General features: G+C 58.0%; 18 protein-coding genes. 2 read left to right on the plus strand and 16 right to left on the minus strand.

Annotation, left to right across the window (positions count from 1 at the left end; translation table 11 throughout):
• On the plus strand, positions 1 to 230 hold a 230-nt coding region (locus AB8C10_RS04735), incomplete at its 5' end, for a hypothetical protein (protein WP_368867013.1).
• A 263-nt stretch (positions 231 to 493) separates the two neighbouring features.
• On the opposite strand, the gene tyrS is transcribed toward AB8C10_RS04735, so the two are convergent.
• The 16 genes from tyrS to infC all read right to left on the minus strand — a co-directional run bounded on the left by tyrS (position 494) and on the right by infC (position 18,627).
• Complete coding sequence (gene tyrS, locus AB8C10_RS04740; RefSeq protein WP_049358214.1) at positions 494 to 1,798, minus strand: tyrosine--tRNA ligase; 1,305 nt, start codon at positions 1,796 to 1,798, stop codon at positions 494 to 496.
• 158 nt (positions 1,799 to 1,956) lie between these two features.
• Entirely contained in the window at positions 1,957 to 4,251 is a 2,295-nt protein-coding gene (locus AB8C10_RS04745; RefSeq protein WP_368867014.1) for a HelD family protein, read from the minus strand.
• Positions 4,252 to 4,454: 203 nt separating this feature from the next.
• Positions 4,455 to 5,030, minus strand: coding sequence for an adenine phosphoribosyltransferase (locus tag AB8C10_RS04750; protein WP_049341761.1), 576 nt, complete (start codon positions 5,028 to 5,030; stop codon positions 4,455 to 4,457).
• Positions 5,031 to 5,164: 134 nt separating this feature from the next.
• On the minus strand, positions 5,165 to 6,775 hold the full coding sequence (locus AB8C10_RS04755) for an AMP-binding protein (RefSeq protein ID WP_368867015.1): 1,611 nt from the start codon (positions 6,773 to 6,775) through the stop codon (positions 5,165 to 5,167).
• Positions 6,776 to 6,927: 152 nt separating this feature from the next.
• Positions 6,928 to 7,413: an arginine repressor gene (locus AB8C10_RS04760; protein WP_005507137.1), complete on the minus strand. Its 486-nt coding sequence runs from the start codon at positions 7,411 to 7,413 to the stop codon at positions 6,928 to 6,930.
• Between the two features lie 396 nt (positions 7,414 to 7,809).
• Complete coding sequence (locus AB8C10_RS04765; RefSeq protein WP_368867016.1) at positions 7,810 to 8,604, minus strand: hypothetical protein; 795 nt, start codon at positions 8,602 to 8,604, stop codon at positions 7,810 to 7,812.
• Between the two features lie 191 nt (positions 8,605 to 8,795).
• Positions 8,796 to 11,366 (minus strand): phenylalanine--tRNA ligase subunit beta, encoded by a 2,571-nt coding sequence (gene pheT / locus AB8C10_RS04770; RefSeq protein WP_368867017.1) that lies wholly within the window; start codon positions 11,364 to 11,366, stop codon positions 8,796 to 8,798.
• A gap of 3 nt (positions 11,367 to 11,369) precedes the next feature.
• Entirely contained in the window at positions 11,370 to 12,497 is a 1,128-nt protein-coding gene (gene pheS, locus AB8C10_RS04775) for a phenylalanine--tRNA ligase subunit alpha (RefSeq protein ID WP_368867018.1), read from the minus strand.
• A 235-nt stretch (positions 12,498 to 12,732) separates the two neighbouring features.
• Entirely contained in the window at positions 12,733 to 13,254 is a 522-nt protein-coding gene (locus AB8C10_RS04780) for an ABC transporter ATPase (RefSeq protein ID WP_368867019.1), read from the minus strand.
• Positions 13,255 to 13,567: 313 nt separating this feature from the next.
• Positions 13,568 to 14,050 carry a (deoxy)nucleoside triphosphate pyrophosphohydrolase gene (locus tag AB8C10_RS04785; protein WP_368867020.1) on the minus strand — a complete coding sequence of 161 codons (483 nt, stop codon included), beginning with the start codon at positions 14,048 to 14,050 and terminating at the stop codon, positions 13,568 to 13,570.
• A gap of 16 nt (positions 14,051 to 14,066) precedes the next feature.
• The gene (locus AB8C10_RS04790; RefSeq protein ID WP_368867021.1) at positions 14,067 to 14,882 is read right to left on the minus strand and encodes a DUF421 domain-containing protein; all 816 of its coding nucleotides are present in this window, start codon (positions 14,880 to 14,882) and stop codon (positions 14,067 to 14,069) included.
• Between the two features lie 18 nt (positions 14,883 to 14,900).
• The gene (locus AB8C10_RS04795; RefSeq protein ID WP_070687935.1) at positions 14,901 to 15,821 is read right to left on the minus strand and encodes a cation diffusion facilitator family transporter; all 921 of its coding nucleotides are present in this window, start codon (positions 15,819 to 15,821) and stop codon (positions 14,901 to 14,903) included.
• 99 nt (positions 15,822 to 15,920) lie between these two features.
• Positions 15,921 to 16,832, minus strand: a complete 912-nt coding sequence (locus AB8C10_RS04800) for a TrmH family RNA methyltransferase (protein WP_368867052.1) — start codon at positions 16,830 to 16,832, stop codon at positions 15,921 to 15,923.
• Between the two features lie 206 nt (positions 16,833 to 17,038).
• Positions 17,039 to 17,419, minus strand: coding sequence for a 50S ribosomal protein L20 (rplT, locus tag AB8C10_RS04805; RefSeq protein WP_005507127.1), 381 nt, complete (start codon positions 17,417 to 17,419; stop codon positions 17,039 to 17,041).
• A 114-nt stretch (positions 17,420 to 17,533) separates the two neighbouring features.
• A complete protein-coding gene (gene rpmI, locus AB8C10_RS04810) occupies positions 17,534 to 17,728 on the minus strand; it encodes a 50S ribosomal protein L35 (protein ID WP_004006287.1) in 195 nt (64 codons plus the stop codon).
• Positions 17,729 to 17,925: 197 nt separating this feature from the next.
• Positions 17,926 to 18,627, minus strand: coding sequence for a translation initiation factor IF-3 (gene infC / locus AB8C10_RS04815; protein ID WP_005507875.1), 702 nt, complete (start codon positions 18,625 to 18,627; stop codon positions 17,926 to 17,928).
• Between the two features lie 293 nt (positions 18,628 to 18,920).
• On the opposite strand from infC, the gene AB8C10_RS04820 reads away from it, so the two are divergent.
• Positions 18,921 to 19,343, plus strand: a complete 423-nt coding sequence (locus AB8C10_RS04820) for a DUF1844 domain-containing protein (RefSeq protein ID WP_012903892.1) — start codon at positions 18,921 to 18,923, stop codon at positions 19,341 to 19,343.
• The last annotated feature ends 153 nt before the right edge of the window (positions 19,344 to 19,496 follow it).

Consider the following 19,496-nt stretch of genomic DNA (forward strand, 5'->3'; position numbering starts at 1 on the left):
CAGTCAAACCGCTTCCGACTAGGAGAAACACCGAAGAAGTTCTTCGTTTTTTCCTCCTCGCCGCAGCGACTCATACAACTATACAGACCCCTAAACACCCCTGCAACCCGAAAAAGGGTGAAGTAGGACACAAAAAGGGCCTTGAAAGGGTCTCAAACACCCTTCCAGGCACTAAAGTGCCTAGTCAGAGTGTTTTAAGGGTGATAGAAAATCTTCAAAAAAACTTCTAGAAACCTCAAAAATCTGCGAATCCCCCTCTCTGGATCCCCAAAACAGGGTCGAAAGGCACCCAAAGCCCTCGCGAACAAAGGCAAACCCAGAACCAGAAGGCAGCAGAACGATAAAAGAAGAGCCCCTCCTGACGGAGGGGCTCTCTATAGGACTCGTATGTAGGGACATGAGGAGAACAGAAAAGGAGGGGCACTCCCCCACTGACTACTCAGTGGAGAAGACCCCTCCCCCCTTCTATATGTATAGAGAAAGTCAGAAAAGACTAGATAAGCTCTACAGCACCCTGGTTCTTCTTGCCACGGCGAACCATCGCAAAACGACCGTGCAACAGGTCATCCTTAGAAATAGCTGCGTCCTCGCCCTGAACCTTCACGCCGTTCACCGAAGCGCCGCCCTCCTTCAGAATGCGACGAGCCTCAGAGTTAGACTTCGCAAAGCCCAGCTCAGTCAGAACAGAAATCATGTCCAGGCGATCCTCGGGCAGCTTAGCCGAAGGAAGCTCAGCAACCACAGACTCCAAGGTAGCCTCATCCAGAGCGGCGAAATCGCCCTTACCGAACAGAGCCTCCGAAGCAGCAACAGCCTGATCAGTAGCCTCAGTACCGTGAACCAGCGAAGTCACCAGGTACGCCAGAGTCTTCTGAGCCTCACGCTTGAACGGCTCCTTCTCAACCTTCTCAGCGAACTCAGCAATCTCAGCACGAGTCAGGAAGGTGAAGACCTTCAGGCGATCCACCACATCCGCATCCGCAGTGTTCAGCCAGAACTGGTAGAAAGCGTACGGCGAGCACATCTGCGGGTTCAGCCAAATAGCGTTACCCTCGCTCTTACCGAACTTGGTGCCGTCAGAGTTAGTAATCAGCGGGGTACCAATAGCGTGAACGCTCTTACCCTCGACCTTACGGATCAGCTCGGTACCGCTGGTCAGGTTACCCCACTGATCAGAACCACCGGTCTGCAGGGTGCAGCCGAAACGACGGTTCAGCTCCAGGAAGTCCAGGCCCTGCAGAATCTGGTACGAGAACTCGGTGTACGAAATGCCCTCATCAGAGTTCAGACGCTTCGCCACAATCTCCTTCTTCACCATGGTGCCCACGCGGAAGTGCTTACCAACATCGCGCAGCAGCTGCAGAGCAGACATCTGACCGCTCCAGTCCAGGTTATTCACCATACGAGCAGCGTTCTCACCCTCGAACGAGAGGAAACGCTCAATCTGCGCGCGCAGAGACTTAACCCACTCAGCCACAACCTCGGGAGAGTTCAGCACACGCTCAGACGTCTGACGCGGATCACCAATCAAACCGGTGAAACCACCCACCAGACCCAGCGGCTTGTGACCAGCCAGCTGCAGACGACGCATCACCAGCAGCTGCACCAAGTGACCCAGGTGCAGGGACGCAGCAGTCGGATCATAGCCCGTGTAGAAAGTCAGGCTCTCCTCGCTCAGCGCCTTCTCCAGGGCAGCCTCATCAGTGCTCACGTGCACCAGGCCGCGCCACTTCAGTTCCTGCCAAATATTCTCGAAGGTATCGTCATTATGCTGCGCGTTGAGGATCTCGGCAGACATGCTTCTCCCATTCACAAGGTAACAACGCCCAAAGGCGCTCGAACAAAATATGTAACAAGCCTAGCACCGCACCGGCACAAACGCTCAGAAAAACCCAAGCGAGCGCCCAAACCGGTACGGCACCGGCTCAAAGAAATAACAAGAAAGGTGCTACAGAGCTACAGGCCCGCGGGCATCCGCGAACCCACCATATGCAGGCGCTGAGTCGGACGAGTCATCGACACATACAAGTCACCCACGGCACCATCAGCATCATCAATCAGCTGCTGCGGCTCAACAATCACCACAACATCAAACTCCAGGCCCTTAGCCTCCCACGGAGTCAGAACCAGCACCTGATTCTCCAACGCCGTCTGCGCGGTACCCGTACGATCAGCATGAGCACGAGCCACAGCCTGAGCCGTCTGAACGTACAGACTCGGCGGGCACACCACACCAATCAGAGCGCCACCCGAATGAGCGACCTCCTCGCTGACCACAGACACGGTCTGCTCCACAACCGACTCGGAGGCGACCTCATGAACCAGCGGAGGCCACTTGCCCTCACGCACCGCACGAGGCGCAGACACCTCATAGCCAGCAGCCTGAGCAACCGACACCGCCGCCTCAGCAATCTGAGCCGGAGTACGGTAATTAATCGTCAGCTCCTCCAGGGTGAAACGCTCACCCACAAACGGCTCCAACGCCTGCGACCACGAGGAAGCAGCCGCAGCCGAGGAAGCCTGAGCAATATCGCCCACAATCGTGAACGACTTCATCGGGCAACGACGCATCAGCAGACGCCACTGCATCGGCGAGAGCTCCTGAGCCTCATCCACCACAATATGGCCATACGCCCAGGTACGATCAGCAGAAGCCGCAGCCGCAGCCGTCATACGCTCGCCACGAACCTCATTCATCATCGCAATCTGCTCAGGAGTAATCACGCCATCAGCGCCAATATCCTCCAGCGACTGGTGAACATTCTCCAGCGCCTTCGCCGCATTCTCAAGGTTCGCGCGATGCTCCGCCGCAGCACGAGCCGCAGCCGCCGCACCGGTCACCTTCGAAAAATCACCCAGAAGCTCAGCAGCCTCATCCAACAGAGGAACATCAGCCTCCGTAAAGGGGGCATCCGCCGGGCGAGCCAGCAGCTCACGCTCAGCCTTCGACAACTCACGAGTAGCAGACTCCAGATAGTGCGGCTTCGAGAACAGCGAGCGCAACAGAGTCTCCGGCGACAGCGGCATCCACGCCAAGTTCAAGGCACGGCGCACATCCATCGAAGCACGCACATCATCCTGCAGATACGGACGCTCCACCACACGACCCGCCGCACGGTTCAGCTGATCGTCCAGCTTCGCGGTCAGCTCCTTCAACAGAATCTTCACGAACGTCTCACGAGCCTCATTATGCGGCTTGCCCGTTGAACGAGCACGAGAACGAGCCGAACGAACCATCTCCGGAGTCAGCTCAACATCAGTACCCTCAACATTCAGACGCTGAACCTGCGCAGGCACCTTCTGACGATCCGCAACCGCACGCTTAATAACCTTCACCATGCGCAAATCGCCCTTCAACGCGGCAACCGCACGGTCCTTCTCAGGCACAGCACGCAGACCCGGGTACAGGGTCGCCAACGAAGACATCACCACGCCGGTCTCACCCAGCGACGGAAGCACACGCTCGATGTACCACATGAACGAATTCGACGGACCAACCACCAGCACGCCCGCCTTCGACAGGCGCTCACGGTTCGTGTACAGCAGGTACGCCGCACGATGCAGCGCCACAGCGGTCTTACCGGTACCGGGACCGCCCTGCACCACACGCACACCCGGCAACTCCGAGCGGATAATCGCATCCTGCTCAGCCTGAATCGTCGCCACAATATCGCCCATGCGGCCGGTACGCTTCTTGTTCAACGCCGCCAGCAGAGCACCCTCACCGTGGAGGGTGTCCTCATCCTGCAGCATCTCCGAATCGAAGACCTCGTCCTCAATATTTACGACAGTGCGGCCCTCAAGCATCAGGTGACGGCGACGGCGCACACCCATCGGCTGGAAAGCAGTCGCCTGATAGAACGTACCCGCCTCCGGGGCACGCCAGTCCATCAGCAGACGCTGCTGATTGCTATCCGTAATACCGATACGACCGATATAACGCACCGCATCAGCGCCCTCACGGTCCATATCCAGGCGACCAAAGGTCAGACGAGAATCCACAGCATTCAGCTGTGCCAAACGATCCTCATAGTGAGTAGCAAAAGAGTCACGCTCCGAACGGTTCTGATGACCGCCCACCGCCTGATTCTTACGCACAGCAGCCAGCTTCTCAGCCGTCTCCTCACGGAGCTCATCCAGACGGGCATACACGCGAGCAACATACTCACGCTCCGCAGCCATCTGCTCAGCAAACAGCTTCTCAGCCGCCGAAGAATCAGCAGACTGCTGGGGCAAAGATTCAGATGACACGTAAGCTCCTTAAACCTATGGTGTCTCAAAGACAGGGTGCGACAGACACCCAAAAATACGGGTCACTATTTTACAGGACAGGCTCCGCAGCGCCGAAATATTACCCCCACAGAAAAGTGCCCCACCGGCTCAACCGGCGGGGCACCCCTCATCAATATCAGCTGCACACGCCCAAAGGACGGTACGCCTCAAACTCTATAAAACTACTTCGACGGCAGCGGGTACTCAGAGACCAAGCTCAGCGTCTCAAGACGGTAACCGTCCAGCGCCTCACGACCGCCCAGGCCCTCCAGCTCCAGAAGAGCACCAACGCCGGCAACCTTCAGGTTCGCGCGCTCCACCAGCTTCGCGGCAGCCACCAGAGTACCGCCAGTCGCCAGCAGATCATCCAGCAGAAGAACACGGGTGCCCGGCGCGAAATCACTACAGTGAATCTCGATCGCGGCGCTACCGTACTCCAGCGCGTACTCCTCACGGTACGTCTCACGCGGAAGCTTACCCGCCTTACGAACCGTCATAATGCCAGTGCCCGTAGCGTACGCGAGCGCAGAAGCCAGCAAGAAACCGCGAGCCTCAACACCAGCCACCACATCAAACTGACCCTCAAAACGAGCAGCCAGCTCATCAATGCACGCCTTGAACACCTCAGCATCAGCGAAGAGAGTGGTCACATCGTAAAAGAGGATACCCTCATGCGGGTAATTCGGAATCGTAGCGCAAGCAGTCGGAATCAACTGCTCAATAGGGGTTCGCGAAGCCTCAGAAGCGGGAACGCTCATGCTCTCTCTTTCGTGAAGGGGATAGCCCCGGAAAAACTACCCGGGAACAATAACGCGGTAGAAGCCGCCTACAAAATTCTACCCTCTTCACCCGCGCTTGTCCTCAGATGAGCGATAAGAACCATCTGCCGGGACTAGCCCCGCTGAATCACAACCCGCAAGTCACGCTTAAGAATCTTGCCGGTCGGCCCCAGCGGCATGCTCTCCACCATCACGTAGCGGCGAGGATACTTATACGCCGCCAAACGAGTACGCGCCAACGCATTCAACTCCGCCTGCAGCACGCCCTCATCAGCACCCGGACGCGGCATCACCACGGCGACAACCTCCTCGCCCACGCGCTCATCCGGCACGCCCAACACAGCTACCGACTGCACCTGCTCATGGGTATAGAGAACATCCTCAATCTCACGCGGATACACCGAATAGCCGTTACGCAGAACCATGTCCTTAATACGGTCCACAATAAAAATATTGCCCTGCTCATCAACACGAGCAACATCACCGGTCGCAAACCACTCGCCGTCAAAAACCTCAGCAGTAGCCGCCGGATTATTCCAGTAACCAGCCATCACATTCTCGCCGCGGACCCACAGCTGACCGCTCACGCCTGGCGCGCACTCGGAACCTTCCGGGCAACGCACCTGCACCTGCACGCCCGGCAGCACACGACCCACCGAGCCGAGCACCATGCCAAACTCCGCCTGATTAAAGGAAACCACCGGCGAGGTCTCGCTCAAACCGTAGCCCTCGTATACCGGGCACTCAATCAGCGTCTTCCATGCGGCATGCACCGGGGCGGGCAGCGGCGAACCGCCCGAAATACCGAAACGGATGCGACCGCGCAGCGAGCGCGCACGCTCAGGCTCAGCCTCCAGCGCTGCCGCCAACGACACATACATGCTCGGAACCGCAGCCAACACCGATACCCCGGCACGCTCAATCAGGTTCAGCGCACCATCGGGAGTAAAACGCGGCAGCAGAGCCACCGTAGCCGACGCCGCAAACGCCGCGTTCATCGACACAGTCTGACCGAACGCATGGAACAGCGGAAGACCACCAAAAATGACGTCCTCAGCGGTGAACCCAAAAACGCTCACGCAGCTACGAGCATTCGAGAGGATATTCGCGTGAGTCAGCGTCGCCCCCTTCGGTTTGCCCGTCGTACCCGAAGTGTAGAGAATAATCGCCGGGTCGCTCTCCGCTACCGGGACAGGCTCCAGAACAGCAGCCGACGGAACAGCATCCGACAGCGCGCTATCAGCAGGCGCCTCAAAAGGAGCCACCGGTGAGCCCTCTCCCCCGGTGAAAATCTCGCAACGAACCGAACCGTTCTTCACCGGCACCGTCGAGGTCGCCTCCGACGCCAGACGAGTACCCGCAAAAGCAAAAAGCACCTTCGCCCCGCTATCGCGCAGATGATACTCCAGCTCAGCACCCGACAACAGCGGATTCAACGGAACACAAATCGCACCCGCAGCCACAATGCCGTAATACAACGCCGGCATCAACGCCACATTCGGCATAGACAACGCCACACGGTCACCACGCTCAACACCCAGCCCCACCAGATGACGCTGAACCTGCGCGGCCGCAGATGCCAACTGCGCGTAGCTCACCACCTGCATATCAGCAGAGTCAGAAGCCGGAATCGTCAAAGCCGCCTTAACCCCAGAATCAGAACCGGAACCAGCCTCCGCCAAAAGGTAGGCAATATTGTTCGCTGAATCGTGCATTTCAGACATGATAGAAAACTCTCACCACAGAAAAATCGGTATATCTAGAAAAAGAGAAGCCGAGCTAGAAGCCCGGCAAAGAGCCCGAAGACAGCAGAAGGGCGTACCTTCAACCGCTCCCCCGAAACATCAGAAGAACAGCGCAAGATACGCCCCAGCTACTACTGAGCAGCAGACCAATCCAAGAAGCTCTCGGCAAGCGCAGCCCCACCATTGGGGTCACGAGTAATCACTATTACCGTATCGTCACCGGCAATAGTGCCCATAATCGCTTCAAGACCGCCCTGATCAATAGACGAAGCCAAGAACTGCGCAGCACCCGGCGGAGTACGCAGAACCGTAATATTCGCCGAACCCTCAGCGGTAATCAGCAGCTCCTTAAACAGGGAAATCATACGAGCATCAGGTGCAGTGCCGCCGCCACGACGAGCAGGGTAATTCGGCACAGCATAAATCAAGCCGGCGCCTTCATCACGGATGCGCTCAGCGCCAATTTCAACAAGATCGCGGGAAAGGGTCGCCTGAGTAACCTTCATACCATCATCGGTCAGGTACTGCGCCAGTTCAGCCTGGGAGCGGACACGTCGGGTCTGCAACAATTCAACGATGCGTGCCTGACGCGCGATCTTGGTCGAGGGGAAAGGCATAATATCTCTTCTTCCTACGGTGCCAATCACGAATTCAGAACGGAGCTGCCCAACGGTGGCGCAGCGCAACATTCTTTACTACCCAAGATAATACATATGCACATAAATATGCGCGCCAAATATGGATTATTCCAAGATATGGGGGAATTTTCAGGGTTTATCTCACCAGCTGTCACACAAAACGCCGCGAATGTAGCGTGTATCTACACATTCGGGCGCATAACCTCGCAATGAATGCATAGCGTGCAAGAACATTGTGGGCTGACGCGTTACGCCGGTCAAGAGACCTTCCGGTAGGCGAGCGCGAAAAAGGAGCCCGCCTCCAGCAACACCACGTGCGCCGGAAACAGGCTCCTTCAGCAAAACTTCGAGGTGAATCCTCAGGACTCAGAACGCCTAGCGCTCATCCTCCACCAGACCATCCAAGTCCTCATACTCAACATCGCGCGAACGGCGGTTCAGCCACACAGCAAAACCAAGACCCAGCAAAAGTACCAGCACCGCACCAACAATACTTGCGATACCGGCAAAACGCTCAGCGTTCACGCTTGCCTCAGTCACAGGCTTCAACGTGCCCTTCTCAGCGGTGTAAACGACCTCAAGGTTGCCGTTCTTCTCCACCAGCAGGCCGTCCACCTCACGCGGGAACTCCGAGGGAACATCACCAGTCTGCGAACCACGGAACTCAATCGAAGCACCCGAAGTCACCTGGTACTTATCCTTCAGGTTCGACACATAGGTCTTACCGTTCAGCGCGTCATCAGCCGGCAGGTTGCCCTTATAGCGAGCCACATTACCCTTCGTAATCAGGTCAGGAGTCAAATCCTGATAAGTACCCTGAATAACCCAGCTCTTACCGGCATACTCGGCGTTATTATTGACCGACGCAAACGCGCGGACACCCACAACAGCCAAAATAATGGAAAGAATAACCGCAACCGCAGCAGAAAGAACCGACAGCCAGTTCACACCCGGGCGGTCCTCCAGCTCTTCCTCACTCATCGCGAAAAGAGAGGAGTTCTCTTCCTCATCGTCGTAATCCTCGTACTCGTCGTACTCCTCATACTCAGAGTCCTCGTAGTGAGAATCACCGTACTCAGAGTCATCGTACTGAGAATCCTCGAAATAGGTTTCTTCGACCTCAGACTGCGACAGCTCGTCCTGATCGCGCGAGTTCTCTCGATTAGCCATTACTCTCTCCCTCACTTCATCTATCTTCTAGGGTACCCATAACCACATGAGTTCACCAAGGAAAGCGCTTATCAGCGCTTCATGAACACACCGACGGGTAAACCCACCACGCAATGCCAAAAGCTACGGGGTGGGAGCCAGCGACTCCCACCCCGTCAGCACTAGGCGTTACGCCGTAGGGTTAGACCCGGTTAGACACGCGGTTCTGCACCCAGCTGCTCAACAGTCGCAGCCACAGCAGCCTCACGAGCAGCCGACGCCTCATCAGCAGTCAGCGTACGATCCGGCGCACGGAAACGCAGCGCAAACGCCAGGGACTTCTTCGACTCATCAATGCCGGTACCGCGGTAATCATCGAACACGCGGATATCCTCCAGCAGCTCGCCAGCACCCTCACGCAGAACACGCTCCACCTCAGAAGCAGGCAGGTCACGATCCGCCAGAAGCGCCACATCCTGAGTAGCAGCCGGGAAAGTCAGCACCGGAGTAGCCTGATGCGCCTCAACACGACCAGCGAACAGCGCCGAGAAATCCAGCTCAAACGCGCACGTACGCTCCGGCAGGTTCAGCTCCTGCAGAAGCTTCGGGTGCAACTCGCCAGCGAAACCAACACGCTCACCGGCAGCATTCAGCACCTCAGCCACGCGGCCCGGGTGGAATGCAGTGTGCACACCATTACGCACCTGAATCTCAGCCGACACAGCAGCAGCCACCAGACGCACAGCGTCCAGAGCGTCACGCCAGTCGTAAGCACGCGGAGCAGCACCCGGCATCGCCTCATGCTCAGTACCTGCAAACAGACCAGCAATGAAAGTGGGCTGCTGCGGAATACCGGCGTTCAGATCAGCCAGGACCTCATCCGAAGGACGAGCGCCCAGCGGCGGAATAGACTCCGAGCCCAGCTTCTCACCCGGGATGAACACGTGGCCGGATTCGAAGATGGCCAGGTTCTTGAAGCCGCGAGACAGGTTGCGCTTGAGCACCTCGACCAGGCCGGGCAGCAGCGAGCGGCGCATCCAACCCTCAGCCGAAGAAATCGGGTTCTCCAGGCGAATCGAAGGAACCTCAGTCACGGGGTTCTCGGGGGTGCTCATCCACGGAGCCGACCACAGGTTGTTCGCATCAGCCGATACGAAGGGGTACGCAAACACCTCAGTCAGACCGGAAGCAGCCAGCGCATTCAGCGCACGACGCTTACCCGCCTGCTCCGGAGTGTAACCGCGGCCTGCAGGAGCCACCGGCAGAGTCGAAGGGATGTTCTCGTAACCGTCGATACGTGCGATTTCCTCGGTCAGGTCTTCCTTCGCGCGCAGGTCAGTACGCCACGACGGGACAGTCACCGCGTAACCGGACTCGGTGCGCTCCACCGAGCAACCAATCTCACGCAGGCAGGACTCAATCTGCTCCGGCGAGTAGTCCACGCCGATACGACCGGCAGTGTAATCAACCGGCAGGTCAATCACGACCGGCTCATAGCCGAGGGACACGTCAGTAACGCCCGGCTCAACCTGAGCGCCAGCCAGCTCAACCAGCAGCTCAACCGCACGCTGAGCAGCCGCAGCCTGAATCTGCGGATCAACGCCACGCTCAAAACGCTTCGACGCCTCAGAAATCAGCTTGTGACGGCGAGCAGTGCGAGCCACCGACACCTCATCAAAACGAGCAGCCTCAACCAGAATGCGGGTGGTCGAATCGGTCACCTCAGTCGAGGCGCCGCCCATCACACCGGCAAGACCAATCACGCCAGAATCATCAGCAATAACGATGTCCTCGGGGTGCAGAGTACGCTCCACACCATCCAGGGTCACCAGCTTCTCGCCAGCAACAGCGCGGCGCACCACAATCTCACCCTGAACCTTGTCAGCATCGTAGAAGTGCAGCGGCTGACCGGTCTCCAGCATCACATAGTTCGAAATATCCACCGGCAGCGACAGCGAGCGCACACCCGCCAGACGCAGACGCGAGGACATCCAGGTCGGAACCGGGGTCTCGGCCTTCACGCCGGATACCTCGCGCATCACGAAGCGCACGCAACCCGGGTTACCGTGAATCGGGGCCTCGTCACGCAGGGCCACCGGGTAACCGGAGGAGTTCGCCTCGGGAGCGCGCTCACCGTAGGCGAGCACGAAGTCCTCGAAGGGGGTTCCGGTTGCGTGGGACCACTCGCGGGCGATACCGCGCAGGGAGAATGCGTAGCCGCGGTCCGGGGTCACGTTCACCTCGGCTGCCTGGTCGTACAGGCCCAGCAGCTCCATCGCATCGGTGCCGACCTCGGGGTCCAGGCCCAGGGTCGAGAGCACCAGGATGCCGCCGTGATCGTCGCCGATGCCCAGCTCGCGGGTCGAGGCAATCATGCCGGCCGACTTGTGGCCGTAGGTCTTGCGGGCGGTAATCGCGAAACCGCCGGGCAGCACGGCGCCGGGCAGGGTCACGACGACCTTGTCGCCGGGCTTGAAGTTGTGGGCACCGCAGATGATGCCCTGCACGCCGGAGGGCTCGATGCCCTTGCCGGTCAGGGTCTGCTCCCGACCCTCCGGAACCACGCGCACCTGGCACCAGTTCACGGTCTTGCCGTTGGAGTGGGTCTCGGGTTCCATCGAGAGAACCTGGCCCACCACAATCGGGCCCGACATCTCGTCGGTGGGGCGGTGAACGTCTTCTTCTTCCAGGCCAACCTTCACCAGGGTTGCCATCAAATCTTCAGCCGAAGCGTCCTCGGCGACCGGCACGAACTCGCGCAGCCATGACAGGGGAATACGCATAATTTAGATCTCCATCCCGAACTGCTCAGAGAAACGGATGTCGCCCTCGACCATGTCGTGCATGTCGGCGACGTTGTTACGGAACATGAGGGTACGCTCAATACCCATACCGAACGCGAAGCCCGAGTACTCCTCGGGATCGATGCCGGCGGCACGCAGCACGTTCGGGTTCACCATGCCGCAGCCACCCCACTCGATCCACTGGGGGCCGCCCTTGGCGTTGGGGTGCCACAGGTCCAGCTCGGCGGAGGGCTCGGTGAAGGGGAAGAAGTTCGGGCGCAGGCGAATCTTAGCCTCTTCGCCGAACATGGCGCGGGCCATGTACTCCAGGGTGCCCTTCAGATCAGCCATCGTCAGGCCCTTATCCACGGCAAGGCCCTCAATCTGGTGGAAGACCGGGGTGTGGGTCGCATCCAGCTCATCGGTGCGGTACACCTGGCCGGGGCACACAATGTACAGCGGCAGCTCACGAGACAGCAGCGAGCGCATCTGCACCGGGGAGGTGTGGGTGCGCAGCAGCAGGTGAGCGTTCTTCGGCTCAACGTAGAAAGTGTCCTGCATTTCGCGTGCCGGGTGATCCGGCTTAATGTTCAGAGCGTCAAAGTTGTACCACTCGGACTCCAGCTCCGGGCCGTCAGCAACTTCCCAACCCATACCAACGAAAATGTCGGTCAGGCGCTCCTGCATCAGAGCAATCGGGTGGCGGCCGCCCAGGGAACGGCGAGGCGAAGCAGCAGAAACGTCCACAGCTTCCTCAGCCAGGATGCGAGCCTCACGCTCAGCCTCCAGCTCAGCGGTACGAGCCTCAATAGCCTCAGTCAGGGCTGCACGAGCCTGACCCAGCAGCTTACCCACCGGGCCCTTGTGCTGGTTCTGAAGATCACGCATCTGGCGGTTAGCGATGCTCATGATGCCCTTCTCACCGAAGAATCTCAGTCGCACCTCCTTGAGGCTGTCAAAGTCCTTAGCCTTCTCGCGAATCTCCTGGCGGGCGCGCTCACGCTCAGCCTCAAAAGCCTCACGGATAGCGTCCAAGCCGTTCTCGGGGTTCTCCTCCAGAACCTGCGCAATGCGGGCGAGAACCTGAGCCGGGCCGTTAAGACCCTCGTGTTCCTGCACGGAATCGGTCATTGTCACTCTTCTCTGCATACCACCGGCACTATGCCGGCTGGCTCGTTATACACCTTAGGCAGCACCGTCTGCTCTCCCCCAGCTACCCGCACAGGGTGCGGAACAGGGGCAGGCGACGGGCGCATATCCTATCCATTTTAGACCAGAGAACGAAGCGCAAACAGCAGAACGCCCGGATAGTCCATCCGGGCGTTCTTAGGTATATTGCCTCAACAACAAGGTTGAAGGGTTGTACTTACTTCAGAGCCTGCTTCACAGCCGGGTCGAAAGAAGCACGAATCCACAGCACGTTCGCAATAAACCATGCCGCGTACAGGGGCACAAAGCCGTAACGCTGAGCGTCAATGACATTACCAATCAAAGACAGAATCGCCACGAACGCACCCAGAATTGCAAACACCAGGCCAACGGTCAGGCCCAGACGCTTGCCCTTCTGAATCGTGAAGTACACCCAGATGTACACGACCGCAGAGACGACCAGCAGGCCAATACCGCCCGCCACGCCAAACTCCGGCAGGCCCTTCAGCGGGGACAGGTTATCCGGTGCGAACGAGGAAATAACACCGTGAATCAAGCAGAGCAGCGCGGAGACAATCATAATCTCCTGCAGTCGCAGAATCTTCGGGTGCTTGGTCGGCGAATGGAACAGAATTCCGCGCGGCTCAGCGCCGCCTTCCTGAATATAAATAGCTTGAGTGTCCGAGGGAACCGCGTCGGAGCGGTAGGCACCCGGATCAAACGGGGGTTGAGCAGTCATCATTGTCTCCCAATACGTATGTGATTTCTCCCTCAATACTACCCGCCTACCGATTGGTTTCCAAAGTATGTATCCGTGTCGAACCCATATATGACAAAATCCCCTCCCCAACAAATACACAAGTCAGAATCACCTGGCGCATAAATCGCCCTCAAAATATGAATAAAGGCGGGACTCCCCACAGGGAATCCCACCTTCAAACAGTGTCAAAAAAGATAGAGAAAATTTATCCTGTTACCGCCGCGAACGTGTCACATAACGGTGACTTAGCCTCGCAACGAACTAGCGCAGAGCATTAGGTCAGACCTTGGGTCTACGCCTCGCCAGTACCTGCATCCTGCAGCTGCTGCAGGAGCGCTTCCACAATCGGGAAGTCAGCAGGAATCCACGGCAAACCCAGCAGGTCATCGTACGCCTGCGCGTCATCCTTAGACTTCGGCAACGGCATCCACCGCAGAGCACTATGATCTTCCAAAGTATCCGGAGTACCCGAAAGAATCTCCGCGAAGAACACGCGCATCGCCAGACGCTCGCTCAGACGCCAACCCTGCGGGTACGCGCCGGGCACCTCAGCACCCAAACGCGCCTGCACCCCCAGCTCCTCTTTCAGCTCACGCACCAGCGCCTGCTCGCAGCTCTCCCCCGGCTCGACCTTACCGCCCGGGAACTCCCACATGCCGGCAACAGTCTGCGGCTCAGAACGCTGAGCCACCAGCATACGGGTCGGAGCCACCAAAGAATCGACCACGGCGGCGCCAACCACCTGAACCTCAAACGAGGGCGACACTTCACTCATCTTTCTCTACCTTCTTCTACGCTTTAGAATCCTTCATCGGATGCGCATCCTCAGCAGCGTGCTCCGCTACTTCCTGCTCTGCATCCTCAGTATCCTCAGGCTCGGGAGCTTCCTCCACGCCTTCCTGCCACTCTTCTTCCTCATCATTCATATTCGAGGCCTCTGCTACCTCACGGCGAATATTAGTGCCGTCATTCAGCAGAATCAGCAGGCGGTTACCGTTCTTGAACTCCATGAGGAAGACATCCTCAAGTTCGACCTCAGCCGCACGCAACTGCAGGTACACCCAATCCTCGGTCTTGTGCGCATCCGCAATATCGCGAGTGACCAAGCTACCCTTCACAATCAGAGCAAAGTTCGGCACACCGTCACCCTTACGGATCACGCTCAGCGCACCGTTCGGTTCAATCTGAGCGAACTCAATGTCTTCCAGGTCGTAAATACCCTGCGCACGAAGGTCAGCAATCAGGCGCATCGGATCAAGAACCACATCTGCCTGCTGGAAGCTCTTAATATCGATATCACCATCCGTAATGACCGGCACGCGCTGCTCACGCACCGCCATATGCAGAAAACGAACCTTCGTCGTCGCCACGTTCAGCAGCTGAATCATGCACAGCGTAAACACCATGTAGATGACAAAGTAGAACAGGCTAATCTGCGTGCTGTACAACACGCCACCGAACACACCACCGATGACAAAGTTACCGATGGTATCAATCGGGGTCTGGTGCCCCGCCTGAGAACGGTGAGTCAGACGCAGGTACACCAAAAGAATGATCAGGCCAACGAAAATCTTTAGCAAACCATCAACGATCATCTCAACGGTCATAACGAAAATCTCCTAGAACTAAGCCCGGAAAATATCCGGCTCCAAATAAATGATGCGTGCCGCAGGAACTGCCTCACGAATACGTACCTCAGCCGCGTCAATCTCATCAGCAACCGCGCGGCCGGTGTCAGCATCATGAATGCGAATCTTTGCCGCCACCAGAATCTCCTCAGGACCCAGGTGCACAGTCTTAATGTGGATAATGCGCTCGCTATCGCCATCCTCAATCGCCGCACGAATCTTCGCCAAATCCTCCGGCGAAGCAGCCTCACCCAAAATCAGCGACTTCATCTCCACCGCAAGGAACACAGCAATAAAGACCAGCAGCACACCAATAGCCAGGGTGCCGAACGCATCCCACAGGCCATTACCGGTCAGCAGGGTCAGACCCACGCCAAAGAGCGCAAAAATCAGACCCAGCAGCGCACCCGCGTCCTCCAGCAGAAGCACCGGAAGCTCCGGGTTCTTCGAAGTACGCAAGAAACGCATCCAGCTCTGCTTGCCCTTCAGCTCACGCGACTCCTTCACCGCCACGCGGAACGAATTACCCTCCAGCAGGATCGAACCCACCAGAACAGCCACCGGAACCCACTGCCACTCAGTAATACCGTGCGGGTCATGCAGCTTCTCATAACCCTCATACAGGGCGAACAAGCCACCCAGGGCAAAGATAATAATCGACACAATAAACGCGTAAATATAGCGGTTACGACCATAACCAAACGGGTGCTCCTCATCAGCCTGCTTCTGCGAAGCACGACCGCCCAGAAGAAGCAGAAGCTGATTACCCGAGTCAGCCACCGAATGAATAGCCTCCGCCAACATCGACGAAGAACGAGTCAGCGCAAAAGCCAAAAACTTCAGCACCGCAATACCCAGATTCGCGCCCAGCGCGGCAATAATCGCGCCCGAACCCGAATGACCAGAAGGAGCAGACATAATTCCCTTTCTACAGCCCTAAACCAAAACTCTAAAACTATGAGGCGAAGGCGGCCCGCCGCTGCACCACAGCCACGAACCGCCCAAACCCTAGAAAAACTAGCGGGACATGCCGCGCTGAGCCATCGCCGAAGCATATAGGCACACAGCAGCAGCCGTACCCACATTCAAAGACTCAGCCGAACCATAGACAGGAACAGCCACGCGCATGGTCGCCGCTGCCTTCTCTTCAGCGTTCAGGCCCTGAGCTTCATTCCCGAAAAGCCACATCGTCGGCTTTGAAAGATCAAAATTACCCTTCACACCGGAGGGGGCGCTCGCCTCCACACCGGCACGACGAGCCGCAGTGTACTCACTCAGCTCCTGCAGATTCACCGCACCATAGCCGTCAGCAGCCAACACAGCGGTACCCTGAGACTTCACGTCCTCCGCGAAATCCTCCAGCTGTACGCCCTGAATAATCGGCACGTGGAACAGCGAACCCGCAGTAGAACGCACCGTCTTCGGGTTATACAAATCAACCGAACCCTTAGTCGTAATCACCAGGTCCGCGCCGGCAGCATCAGCCACACGAAGAATCGTGCCCGCATTACCCGGATCCTGCACACGAGACAGCACAGCAATCAGCTTCGGGTTCAGCGCGCCCTCACCCCACAGCAGCGAGAACGACGCATCCACCATAAAGGAAACCGCAATAATACCCTGCGGGCTCACCGAATCAGCCATCGCCTCCAGCACCTCATCGGTCACCACACGCATAAAAACGCGGCGGCCCTCCTCCGGGGTGGGAGTGCCGTACACCTGCTCCAGCAGCTCAGCAATATCCTCATGACGGTCAAAAGCCGCCTCCGTAACGTAGACAGCATCCAGAATCGGCTTCTTCAGATGCGCCTTCAACGCCTCACGCACAGCCTGCGGGCCTTCCACCAGGAACTGGCCCTTCTTCGTGCGGGCAGCGCGGGTACGCAGCTTCGCAATATCGCGCACACGATCTGCCTGCGGATTGGACATCACAACGGGGGTACTAATACGTTCAAAAAAGTTCACTCTTAAAGGGTACAGGCAAAGACGCACCCAAAAACGCAGAACAGTCACCAGCGCCCCCCAGATACGCAGAAAGCGACCGCCCACACTCAAAAGTGCAGACGGCCGCTCACGACGCTTAAGCATCCTACCCCGAACCTAGATCTTCGAGGTAAGAACACAACCTAGGCTAATTAAGCCTTGGGAGCCGAGGTGTCCTCGGGCAGGTTGTTCTTAGCAATCTCAACCAGTGCGTTGAAGGCAGCGGGCTCGTTAACAGCCAGCTCAGCCAGCATACGGCGGTCAACCTCAACACCAGCAGCCTTCAGGCCCTGGATGAAGCGGTTGTAGGTCAGGCCCTGTGCGCGGGAAGCAGCGTTAATACGCTGAATCCACAGGCGACGGAAGTCACCCTTCTTCTTACGACGGTGGTCGTAGCTGTAAACCAGCGAGTGAGTGACCTGCTCCTTAGCCTTACGGTACAGGCGAGAACGCTGACCGCGGTAGCCGGATGCACGATCGAGAATAGTACGGCGCTTCTTGTGCGCGTTAACCGCGCGCTTCACACGTGCCACGTGTGTCTCCTTCGTCTTATGTCCTGAACAGCTCACATATCACGCTGAACAGGAGCGAGTCTTTAATCAGTGCGCACCACTATCGGTGCGCCAGGTGCAGAGAGTAAGCGTTGCTTACTTACCCAGCATCTTCTTGACAACCTTTGCCTGGCCGCCGGTAACGATCTGGTCAGAAGCCAGACGACGGGTCAGACGAGAGGACTTGTGCTCCAGGTAGTGGCGACGGTTCGCCTGCTGGCGCTTAACCTTGCCGCTACCGGTGAGCTTGAAGCGCTTCTTAGCACCAGAGTGGGTCTTCTGCTTCGGCATAGCTGCCGTTCTCCTTACATTCATCCCCCGCCACAACAGCGGGGTAGCTTAGTGGGGTTGAGCGATACACGCATCAGCCCCAAGGACCAAAGGTGAGGCACCCCTCGCGAGGTGCCTCGGAACCGGCACCGGGTGAACCCGCAACACCCACCCAACGGTGGAGGCGCGTGCCCATCCTAAAGTGACGACCCGGTTCCCTACTCGGCGGAAGCCTGCGCCTTCAACTCGGCAGGCATAGCGTCTGCCAGAGAATTAGTTACGGGCTTCGCCTTGGTCGTGTCAATACGCTCGCGACCCTTGCGACCGCCGGCGCCCTGCTCACGGCGAGCCTCTGCCTTACCGCGAAGCGGAGCCAGAACCATCACCATGTTGCGGCCATCCTGACGGGGGCGAGACTCAACGGTGCTCACCTCAGCCAGCTCAGCCGCCAGACGCTCCAGCAGACGCACACCCATCTCGGGGCGCTGCTGCTCACGACCACGGAACTGAATCATTGCCTTGACCTTGTCACCACCGGAAAGGAAACGACGAGCGTGTCCAACCTTGGTTTCGTAGTCGTGGGTATCAATCTTCAGGCGGAAACGGATCTCCTTCAGAACGGCATTAGCCTGCTTCTTGCGGGATTCACGAGCCTTGATTGCGGCTTCGTACTTGTACTTACCGTAATCCATGAGCTTGCACACGGGCGGCTTCGCGTTCGGGGCAACCTCGACCAGGTCGAGTTCGGCGTCCTCAGCCAGACGCAGAGCGTCCTTCAGAGGGACAACGCCTACCTGCTCGCCACCGGGACCGACAAGACGGACCTCGGGAACGCGGATACGATCGTTAATGCGTGGTTCGCTAATGACTAGCTCCTGTGCTCTGTGGGTTTCCCCGTGAATACTATCCGTTGCGGGCACTAAAAAAGCCCCCGCAGTTACACAAGCGGAGGCACAAACCAGCGTACGCCGAAAGCGGCGGACGAACCCGTTCACCTCAAAACTCGCAAACAAACGCCTGCGGCGGTCAACCGGGTGGGAGGCATGCTCCACTTGCAAACTGCCTACAACCATACCGCAGAATCCCCGACAGACGCAAGGAAATAGACGCAAAACACCATAAAAAAATGCGGGACATCTCGCGGAAAGTCCAAGAGGCGCCCACTCTTAAGGACGCATTTACCGAAACAAACGAAATATGAGATTCTAGGACTATGAGCACTGAAAACACGAGTTTCCGCTTCACCGCGGAAGAAGAAACCCCCGTACACGGCCACACCGAACTCACCGAAGAGCAGGTCGAGGCCGTCAACGAACAGCTGCGCGACATCGCAGACGTACCCGCCATCGAAATCATCAGCTCCGCAGCCATCCACATGATGAGCGCCGCAGCCGTCAAGTGCGGCCTCGCAGCCGACGAAAACGCCGACGACCTCAAGGACCTCGACGAAGCGCGCAAGCTCATCACTGCACTGGCAGGCCTCGTCACCGCAGCAGCACCCGAAATCGGCTCCCAGCACGCAGCACCCCTGCGCGACGGCCTGCGCACCCTGCAACTCGCATTCCGCGAAGCATCCCCCTTCCCGGACGAGCCCGGCAAGGGCCCCGGTGAAAAGCTCACCGGCCCGGTCTACTAAACCAGGTTTCTAACCCGCTCGGGCCGCCAAGCCGCATCTGGTCTACTTACAGCGAAGCCCCGTCTCCCTCACGATGAGGGAGACGGGGCTTCGTTATGTATAAAGTCTGTGCGGACGAGAAACCTGCATGGACTAAATATGCGGGCTAGAGCG

This window comes from Rothia mucilaginosa, from assembly GCF_964210535.1.
Lineage (GTDB): Bacteria > Actinomycetota > Actinomycetes > Actinomycetales > Micrococcaceae > Rothia > Rothia mucilaginosa_F.

What these genes read in the sequence shown, in the direction of transcription:
- tyrS (WP_049358214.1), bottom strand. Translation starts at nt 1,798, where the DNA reads ATGTCTGCCGAGATCCTCAACGCGCAGCATAATGACGATACCTTCGAG.
- AB8C10_RS04795 (WP_070687935.1), bottom strand. Translation starts at nt 15,821, where the DNA reads ATGTCTGCTCCTTCTGGTCATTCGGGTTCGGGCGCGATTATTGCCGCG.
- AB8C10_RS04780 (WP_368867019.1), bottom strand. Translation starts at nt 13,254, where the DNA reads ATGACTGCTCAACCCCCGTTTGATCCGGGTGCCTACCGCTCCGACGCG.
- AB8C10_RS04755 (WP_368867015.1), bottom strand. Translation starts at nt 6,775, where the DNA reads ATGTCTGAAATGCACGATTCAGCGAACAATATTGCCTACCTTTTGGCG.
- AB8C10_RS04750 (WP_049341761.1), bottom strand. Translation starts at nt 5,030, where the DNA reads ATGAGCGTTCCCGCTTCTGAGGCTTCGCGAACCCCTATTGAGCAGTTG.
- AB8C10_RS04785 (WP_368867020.1), bottom strand. Translation starts at nt 14,050, where the DNA reads ATGAGTGAAGTGTCGCCCTCGTTTGAGGTTCAGGTGGTTGGCGCCGCC.
- pheS (WP_368867018.1), bottom strand. Translation starts at nt 12,497, where the DNA reads ATGACCGATTCCGTGCAGGAACACGAGGGTCTTAACGGCCCGGCTCAG.
- rpmI (WP_004006287.1), bottom strand. Translation starts at nt 17,728, where the DNA reads ATGCCGAAGCAGAAGACCCACTCTGGTGCTAAGAAGCGCTTCAAGCTC.
- AB8C10_RS04760 (WP_005507137.1), bottom strand. Translation starts at nt 7,413, where the DNA reads ATGCCTTTCCCCTCGACCAAGATCGCGCGTCAGGCACGCATCGTTGAA.
- pheT (WP_368867017.1), bottom strand. Translation starts at nt 11,366, where the DNA reads ATGCGTATTCCCCTGTCATGGCTGCGCGAGTTCGTGCCGGTCGCCGAG.
- AB8C10_RS04820 (WP_012903892.1), top strand. Translation starts at nt 18,921, where the DNA reads ATGAGCACTGAAAACACGAGTTTCCGCTTCACCGCGGAAGAAGAAACC.
- AB8C10_RS04800 (WP_368867052.1), bottom strand. Translation starts at nt 16,832, where the DNA reads ATGTCCAATCCGCAGGCAGATCGTGTGCGCGATATTGCGAAGCTGCGT.
- AB8C10_RS04790 (WP_368867021.1), bottom strand. Translation starts at nt 14,882, where the DNA reads ATGACCGTTGAGATGATCGTTGATGGTTTGCTAAAGATTTTCGTTGGC.
- AB8C10_RS04765 (WP_368867016.1), bottom strand. Translation starts at nt 8,604, where the DNA reads ATGGCTAATCGAGAGAACTCGCGCGATCAGGACGAGCTGTCGCAGTCT.